The 8,180-nt window shown below is 46.0% G+C and carries 7 protein-coding genes; all 7 read left to right on the top strand.

Annotation, left to right across the window (positions count from 1 at the left end; translation table 11 throughout):
• Positions 1 to 360, top strand: a 360-nt coding sequence (locus QVO51_RS03695) for a hypothetical protein (RefSeq protein ID WP_288167818.1), incomplete at its 5' end; no start/stop codon positions are given.
• A gap of 78 nt (positions 361 to 438) precedes the next feature.
• Complete coding sequence (locus QVO51_RS03690; protein WP_022357289.1) at positions 439 to 1,551, top strand: hypothetical protein; 1,113 nt, start codon at positions 439 to 441, stop codon at positions 1,549 to 1,551.
• Positions 1,552 to 1,669: 118 nt separating this feature from the next.
• Complete coding sequence (locus QVO51_RS03685; RefSeq protein WP_022357288.1) at positions 1,670 to 3,574, top strand: hypothetical protein; 1,905 nt, start codon at positions 1,670 to 1,672, stop codon at positions 3,572 to 3,574.
• Entirely contained in the window at positions 3,574 to 6,087 is a 2,514-nt protein-coding gene (locus tag QVO51_RS03680) for a VirD4-like conjugal transfer protein, CD1115 family (protein WP_022357287.1), read from the top strand. The genes QVO51_RS03685 and QVO51_RS03680 overlap by 1 nt, the downstream gene beginning before the upstream one ends.
• A gap of 19 nt (positions 6,088 to 6,106) precedes the next feature.
• Positions 6,107 to 6,433 (top strand): hypothetical protein, encoded by a 327-nt coding sequence (locus tag QVO51_RS03675; protein ID WP_022357286.1) that lies wholly within the window; start codon positions 6,107 to 6,109, stop codon positions 6,431 to 6,433.
• 55 nt (positions 6,434 to 6,488) lie between these two features.
• The gene (locus tag QVO51_RS03670) at positions 6,489 to 6,974 is read left to right on the top strand and encodes a hypothetical protein (protein ID WP_022357285.1); all 486 of its coding nucleotides are present in this window, start codon (positions 6,489 to 6,491) and stop codon (positions 6,972 to 6,974) included.
• Between the two features lie 14 nt (positions 6,975 to 6,988).
• Positions 6,989 to 8,158 carry a hypothetical protein gene (locus QVO51_RS03665; protein ID WP_022357284.1) on the top strand — a complete coding sequence of 390 codons (1,170 nt, stop codon included), beginning with the start codon at positions 6,989 to 6,991 and terminating at the stop codon, positions 8,156 to 8,158.
• Positions 8,159 to 8,180 lie beyond the last annotated feature (22 nt).

Genomic DNA, 8,180 nt, shown 5'->3' with positions numbered 1-8,180 from the left:
GTTGACACAAGTAGCAACTTTTTTGAAGGTTCCGATGTAACCGAACCAGCATACGCTCCGCCCCACTCCCCTGCTGATGCCGCAAAACAAGAACCCGTTCGACCTGTGCCTGAAAACGGAAAAAAGCATTCTCAAGAGTTCAACAAATTATTGAACTGGGCACAGTCACTAACCCATGAACAGATTGACTTTCTTTGTGATAGTGGCTGGTACAACAATACCATAGAGGGCTACCTGATTGCCGCTGCCAAAGAAGCCGATTTTTCGAAAACACAAATTGATGACCTACTGCATGGTCTGAAAATGGCATTCAGCAAAAAAAGCAAGGCGGATGTTGAATCTATTTTACAATATTGGTGATGTATATGGAAAAATCAGATTGACATGCACATCAAAATGTGCTACAATATATCATATTACTTCAAATGGAGGTCATTTATGGGGAAAAGACGTATTTTATTTGCAGCTGCATCTGCCATGTGCTTACTGCTGACCGCTTGTGGAAGCACTGAGATCAAGGTTAACGACTATCTGACTACAGAAGTAGGCGGTTATGACGGTGACGGTAGCATCGGATGGAACGTATCACTGGATCAACTTGTAGAAGACAACCATGAAGCATTCGGACTGAAAGATGGGTATTCCATGTGGGATTACCAGGCAGTACTTGAAAAGCTGCATGACAGCCTATCAGCAGACTTTGATAAATCCACTGGGCTTTCAAACGGGGAAACTGTTAAATTCAAGTGGGATACATCAAACATTGAAAAACTGGAATCTGAGTACAAGATCAAGCTCGTGACAGAGGACGTAGATATCAAAGTTTCCGGGCTACAGGAAGCGATAGAAATCAACCCCTTTGATAAGATCAAAATTCAGTATTCCGGCACAGCTCCAGATGGTTTAGCAGTCGTTGACAATTCAGCACTGACCGATCTGCCCGAAACAGTCCAATTCAGTATTGCGCCCAAAGAGGGCTTGCGCAATGGAGACACCATTAAGGTTACAGTCAGCGATGCCAGCGTCAGCAATCTTGCAGACAAGGGATACCGACTGACTGAAACAGAGAAGACCTATACTGTAGAGGGGCTGCAATCCTACCTTATGTCCCTGAATGAACTTCCTGCGGATGCAAGCAAAAAAATGGAGTCCCACGGTCAGGATCTGCTGAAGTCGGAAATTGCATCTTATTGGGACAATCCGTCCGATCTGGACAGCATTACGCTGCTAGGCAATTATCTGCTCACCACTAAAGAAGGTATGCCGAACCCCAATAGCATCCTAGTCTATGTATATGAGATCAAAACTCAGGATTTTTCGTACTATTCCTATGTCGAATATAGTGATATTATGCTATTAAATGACGGAACATGCTCGTTTAATCTAGCTAATGCAGAACAACCATACGGAAGTGTCTCGTTTGGAGTTTGGGGTGTCGCATTTGAACACGATGGACTACGCTACATTGGCTACGCTGACTTGGATACACTGTTCAACGAAGTAGTAACACAGCGCATTGGTGTGTACGACTACAAGTCAACAGTTTCCTGATTTTCTTTTTCAGCACAGCAAGTTGCTACTTGTGTCAACTTTAAAAATCGAAGATATGAGACGAAGCTCTGGTATACAAATACCGGAGCTTTTCTTATGCAAAAAGGAGTGAATTACAATGAATATGTCGGATGACGTAACCGGCGTAACCCTGCAAGTTGTCCAAAAGGGCGCTGACGTGGCTGCGCATACAGCCAAGGAATTGATTGACCTGATCATGCGCATGCTGGCGGAGATGAATCGGCAGCGTGAACGCAGCAATAATAAGCAGCCAAAGGTCAGCAGCACGGATCTGACCAGCATCAAACCCGGTCAGGTTGGAATGGACACCTTGCGCTCCAACGCTAAAACGATCGGAGATACGCTTTCCATGTCCGAAAATGCATTGACTAAAGCGGATATGCAGTTTATTGCGCAGAAAGCCAAACGGTATGGGATTCCAGTCGCATTCTCTAATGCCAAGAGCAAGGATAACATTTTTGCGACCGTTCGAACAGGTGATCTCCCCCTATTCAAGCAACTCTGCACGGAGCTAATGAAAAGCAAGATTGCAGAGCGTCCGCAAGAGCTGGGGAATTTCCGTTGTGACGCCTGGGAAATCCCATTTCTGACCACGCACTTTAATAAAAATGATCTTTCTGCCCAGTTTATTCAAACTGCTGATGGCGAAAACCTATGCATCTTCGAGAAGCAAGACGAAAAAGCAATTAAAATGACCAGGGATTCCTTTGTGCAACAATGCAACGATGTAAAAAGCGATCTGGCTTTTGACCGGGACGAATCCGGTTATATCACCATCAAGAACCAGAAAACCGGGAAAGAAATCTCTTTTGATCAAATTCTGGACAAGAAAACGCTGGCAGCAGAAATGCAGAAGGCATTTGATTGGGATGAGATCAAGGCGCAGCTCGGATCCGCCCGATTTGGCGAAGAAATGCTGCAAGCAGAACAGAAGGAAAAATTCTTCTCTGACGGTGCGCACGCACAATTCAAACAGGTGGAAGCCAATGTTACAGTCGAAGACGAGGATCCTATCTGCAAGGAGTATTCTTGCTGGCGTCTGACTCCGAAATCGGATGAACAGCCCCGGATTGTATTTGCCAGCAAAGATGGCGCCTTTGCAGTACTTGAGCCGGAAAAAATGACACGACAGCAAATGCGTTTCAGCTTGGACGAGCAACTGGGCTTGACGGATCGGAAGCATAAGACGGCTCTCATTCACAAGGCAGAAAACATTGCCGCATTCTACGCTATGCAGGAGACACATACAGCAGAATACACCTTCAGCAAGCAGGATTTCAATTTGGGAGATACGGCAGTTGCTCTGGGACTGCGCAAGACAGACGAAGAAGGCAATACAGTCTACACGAAAAAGCTGCCCATCAGCAGCATGCACAGTGAGGTCAACCGAACGGAAAAGGACTTTTTTCGTGTTGACAGCACCGTTACCGCCATTGAAACGGATGCAGAGGGTGTTGATCATACGCAGCAGGACAAAAAAGAACTGGTGCTTTCTTTTTCAGACAAGAAAGCATCTTTGCAGCAGCTTCGCGAACTATATGTATCGCAAGGCGTTCCGGATCACATTGCCAAGCAGATGGCGAAGGACGTATTTCGGAAAGCGGAAATGCAGAATCCGAACAAGCCGATTCAAATTCAGGAGGTTCGGGAACAGTCCATGACGATAGCAATGGGCATGCAATCGGCAGATATCTCTACTACTGATAAACAGGCAGCAGCAGATAGAGTTGCAGATGAATTCGGTGTTTCCGCCGAATTGGCTGAAACCATTGTGGAGAAGGCTGAGGAAATTAAGATAGATGCCATGCAGGAGCGTGAGGAAATTGTCGCTTCTGAGGTCGAAACTGCGGCAACAGAACATGCGGAGCAACGTGCGGACGCTATGCATAGCAGAAATGGTCACGAGTTGCATCCAGAGGGTAATGTCCTTGCGGATGCAGAAGTCCCAGACCTACCGCCTGCACCGGAGCTTCCGCCGCCGTCAATGGGGGCGAGAAGATAATGGCACAACCACCAAAACCAAAGCCAAAAATAGACTCAACGACGCTGATTATCTACTGCATAATCGGCGTTTTTGTTTTGATTGTTTGCACTATGCTGGGCGGTGCCATGGATCGTTCCCTGGATCAAGCCGGACATGTTGATATTTCTCAGCTGAGCAAAGGTTTTAATTACGTTGCTTCACATCCCTCATTCATTGTCTCCCGTCTGAACAACAAAAACAGTTACGTTCCAAAAATGCTCTTTTTCGGTGCTTCTGTAATAGGCATCTATGCGCTGTACAAGTACAGTGAAGATAAGAAGCGTCTGCACCGCCGTGGAACAGAACACGGCAGTGCCAAGTGGGGGGACACAAAGGAAATGAAGCAGCTTGCCGATCCGGCACCACCCAAGATGCACCCCATCAAAATCTACGATACCCAGTCCCCTGACGGTCGTCGTGTATACGATGAGAAGGGCAACTTTAGAGGCGTGATGATCGACAACAATATCTTGCTCTCCAAAGAATTGATGCTCTCTCTAAACAACGAGCAGCATCTGCTTAATTTTCATGTTTTAGTCATTGGTGGATCCGGATCCGGTAAAACACGCTTCCTTGCCAAGCCCAATATCATGCAGCTGAATACCAGCTACGTGATCACGGATCCGAAGGGGGAACTCCTTAGGAGCTGCGGCGAGATGCTCCGTGCTGCCGGTTACAAGGTGCGTATATTCAATACGATTCAGATGAATCATTCCAACAACTACAACCCATTCCATTACGTTTATGATGAACACGGACAAGTCAGCGAGGACAGTGTCAAGAAAATGGTGGATGTGCTATTCAAGGCAACAAAGGGGGATGGAGAAAAGGAAGATTTCTGGTCGCAAAAAGGTCAATCCATGCTGGAAGCCCTTGTCTATTTGCTGTTTGAGGAGTCTGAGTATAATGCAAAAAGGGATAAAAACGGTCTGATTATTCCGGAAACTCGGGATGAATCCCATTTGAATTTCTTTTCAGTCACAGAAAAAATGCGGAAGCTGCAATATCCACCCCGTGGCAGTCAGCTGCCGGATGGATTTTTCCTAACCAAAAATCCGGATGAATCGGACGCTGACTTTGAAGCACGAAGAAGCAAAGCATTCCTCTGTCCGCTAGACAAAGACTTTCTGGAGCTTGAAAAACGTAAGCCTGATTCACTGGCATACCGGATGTACAAGGAGGTGCGTAATGCACCGGAGGAAACCGGACAGAGTTTTCTGTCTAGTGCGAATGTTAAGACATTCTTCTTCAATCTGACGAATCTGCGAAATCTGACTTGCTGCGACAACATCCATCTGGAAACCCTGGGGGATGAAAAAACAGCATTGTTCATCATCATTTCCGCAACAAGCAGCACCTACAACTTCATGGCGGCAATGATGTATACCCAGATGTTCGATACGCTGTCAGACCGTGCCAACTTTGTACACAACGGTGTGCTTCCGGTTCATGTACGCTGCATCATGGACGAATTTGCGAACATCGGGCAAATTCCGGATTTCGATCAGAAAATCGCCTTTGTACGATCCATGGGCATGAGCCTGAATGTAATCATTCAAAATATGGCACAGCTCAAAGCCAGGTATGAAAAGACCTGGGAGGATATCACCGGCAATTGCGATACCATGATTTTTCTGGGTGGAAAAGAAGAAAGTACGCTAAAATCCATTTCTGAGCAACTTGGTAAAGAAACGATTGATGTACGTGGCACGAACCGCACAAAAGGGAAGCAGTCCAGCACGTCAGAAAATAACAGCATCCTGGGACGGGAACTGATGCAGCCCAATGAACTGAGTACGATGCCAATCAGCGACTGCATTGTAATGGTTCGGTCGCACAATCCCTTTTACTGTACCAAGTACCCGATTGAAAAACATCCCAACTACGCTTTCCTGGGAGATTCCGGAAAAATTCTCCCGCCCTTTGACGTTGCTACAGTACACGCTGTTACGATTGAGGAATTCACGGCAGCACACCAAAAAGTTGACACAAATGTCAACTCCGGCAATGCTGCCGCCGAACAAGCAGAACCAGAAAAAGAGCCTGAAAAGATTGCATTGTTCTTTGGTCAATCAGACACGATCCAGGTATCTGCCGAACAGATACTCCCTTCATCATACGAAGAAGCTGCGGAACTGCTGCAACAAACAGAGCAGCCAGGAGCAGAACCCGATGATGGAGTACAGTATAACAAAAGCCAGCCGGAATTTTCTGTTCCCGAAGCGTGGGAATCAGCTGATCTCGGTGAGCCAATCAAAGAGCGAGAGGAGGTTGAACTTGATGAAGCTGTCGGGGTATCCGCCTTAACAGAACATTCTGACATACGGCACTATGACGTTCCCGATGAGGAGCCATTTGCCGATCCGGATCTGGATGAAGGAGACGTTTTGGACATCACCACTATTGTAAGCGAACACGCCCCTTCTACATACGCATTTGCCCAAGACGCAGATTATTACGACCAAGAAGATATGATCGGGTTCATGTCTTAATTTTGAAAGAGAGGTTTTTATGAAGAAACTGACACTGAAGAAAACAAACAAAGCTGCAAAGCTCTTTGTTACCCTGTCCGCCATTGCAATCACAATTGCCGCCTGCACAATCGTTGCATCCGCTGCCGGAACTGCTGAAACCGCCTACCAAAACACCATCAACTTCTTTATTACTTGGATCAGACGTATTGGCTGGTTTATTGCATTCATTGGAGCAGTCATGTTTGCATTGGCAATCAAGCATGAGGATGCGGAACAGAAACAGAAGGGCTTAATCACGATGGTCGCAGGTTTCGTTGTAGCAGCACTTTGTATGGCATCCAGCATGTTCAATTTGTTCGAGTAACTGTTTAGGCTGCCCCTGCAAGCGGGGGCAGCATCATATTATCGAGGAGGGCATCATGGCATTTCCGCAAGTATTAGAATTCCTTTCTACGATTCTTCCAGACCCACCAAGCGGAACTCCGTCCCAGCTTGCGCAAAACGGCATCAACTTTTTCAGCCTTTGGATCGCCCGGATCGGCGGCATTGTGGCATTTATCGGAGCCATCAAATTTGCGCTATCGATCAAAGCGGACGATGCACGTGATCAGCTGAACGCTGTTCTAATTATGGTATCAGGGTTTATGATACGTGCCGCAGTGCAGAACCTGGGTATTTTTTCTCTTTCAACCACGAATGCCAACACGATATTCAGCAGCGTGATGACATTTATCAGCACCTGGACACGCCGAGTAGGTGCGCTGGGCGCATTGATCGGTGCGATTATGTTTGCATTTGCAATCAAGGATGAAAATGCCGCCACAAAAATAAACGGATTAAAAACATTTGCAGCTGGTGCGATTTGCATGTCCGTGTCAACCATTCTGCCCCTATTTGTGACCTAAAGGAGGTGTTTTTTATGGTGAAGCCCCTAAGACTACCATGCCAGGTAAAACCGCCATTGAGCCGCTTCGAGAAAATCCGACGATTCATCTACATGTTCGTGATTATCATCGGATTGCTAAACATCTTTTTTCCGGTCATAGCCAATGCAGGAACAGACGTGTTCAATAACGACATACAGGACGTGTATGTGAAGATCACGGAAAATGTTGATGAAGCCAACGAAGTGCTACAAAAGGCATTTCAGTTTGCACAGGTATCACCCTACACAGTCATCAACATGAGTTCGCAAACCACTGTTGCAAATGCCATTATTGCAGGAAGCCGAACGCTGGCACTGATCGTTTCGGTACTTCTGTTAATGGTGGACTTTTTTCGGAAAACCGTTAACTTTGAATGGTCAAGCAAGTGGGAAAATGTATTGGTTTTTCTAATAAAAATCGTGGTTGTAAAACAAGTAGTCCAAAATGCTGACGTGATCATCGGATATATTTATAGCGCATTCTCCACATTGAATAGAAGCGGTACAACCCCCAATTTCCTGCCAGCTGGAAATCGTGTGACATATACAATTTCCATAGCTGAAGATTTACTAAACGAAGTATTTAATTCAGATCACTGGTATCAGGGATGGATTAAATACTGGCAGAACCTCGGTGCTGGCTTGCATCGCCATGACTTCACCTACGAAATCTCGCAAGATGCAGTCAGAATGTTCTACCCACATGCAGCTTTTCCTGATGCTGCAAACCTTAAATTCGAGGATCATGCATTTGGGAATCCAACACAGGTTTTATCCTTCACGCCTACACTGGAGATCTTGTTCTGGCAGCCATATTTTCTGGTTATGAAGGCAATTGCGTACATTATCTTTGTGATTTCCATCGGTCGTATCTTTGAGCTGGCAGTCTATACGATCTTTGCTCCCCTACCGATTGCCACGTTTGCTTCAGATACAACCCACGATATTGCAAAAGGATTTCTGAAAAATTACGTAGCCACCGTTATTCAAATTGCCGTGATTGTCTGCATGTTTGTTGTCTACGTTGGAGTTACCTCCTATATCGCAAGTGGAGCCAACGGACTAAATAACATGAAGATGATGCAGTTCATCGCATTGATCTCACTTGGGCTGGGCGTCATCAAGTCCGGCACATGGGCAAAGAAAATCACTGGTGCAGCATAAAGTTGACACAAGTAGCAACTTT

It is taken from the genome of Ruminococcus sp. CAG:379, assembly GCF_000434255.1.
GTDB lineage: Bacteria > Bacillota > Clostridia > Oscillospirales > Ruminococcaceae > Ruminococcus_F > Ruminococcus_F champanellensis.
Note: the sequence above shows the minus strand (reverse complement) of the source record. Positions and strands in the feature narration are given on the sequence as shown.

Bases quoted from the DNA above. Each gene is read 5' to 3' on its own strand.
- QVO51_RS03685 (WP_022357288.1), top strand. From the start codon at position 1,670: ATGAATATGTCGGATGACGTAACCGGCGTAACCCTGCAAGTTGTCCAA.
- QVO51_RS03665 (WP_022357284.1), top strand. From the start codon at position 6,989: ATGGTGAAGCCCCTAAGACTACCATGCCAGGTAAAACCGCCATTGAGC.
- QVO51_RS03675 (WP_022357286.1), top strand. From the start codon at position 6,107: ATGAAGAAACTGACACTGAAGAAAACAAACAAAGCTGCAAAGCTCTTT.
- QVO51_RS03670 (WP_022357285.1), top strand. From the start codon at position 6,489: ATGGCATTTCCGCAAGTATTAGAATTCCTTTCTACGATTCTTCCAGAC.
- QVO51_RS03690 (WP_022357289.1), top strand. From the start codon at position 439: ATGGGGAAAAGACGTATTTTATTTGCAGCTGCATCTGCCATGTGCTTA.
- QVO51_RS03680 (WP_022357287.1), top strand. From the start codon at position 3,574: ATGGCACAACCACCAAAACCAAAGCCAAAAATAGACTCAACGACGCTG.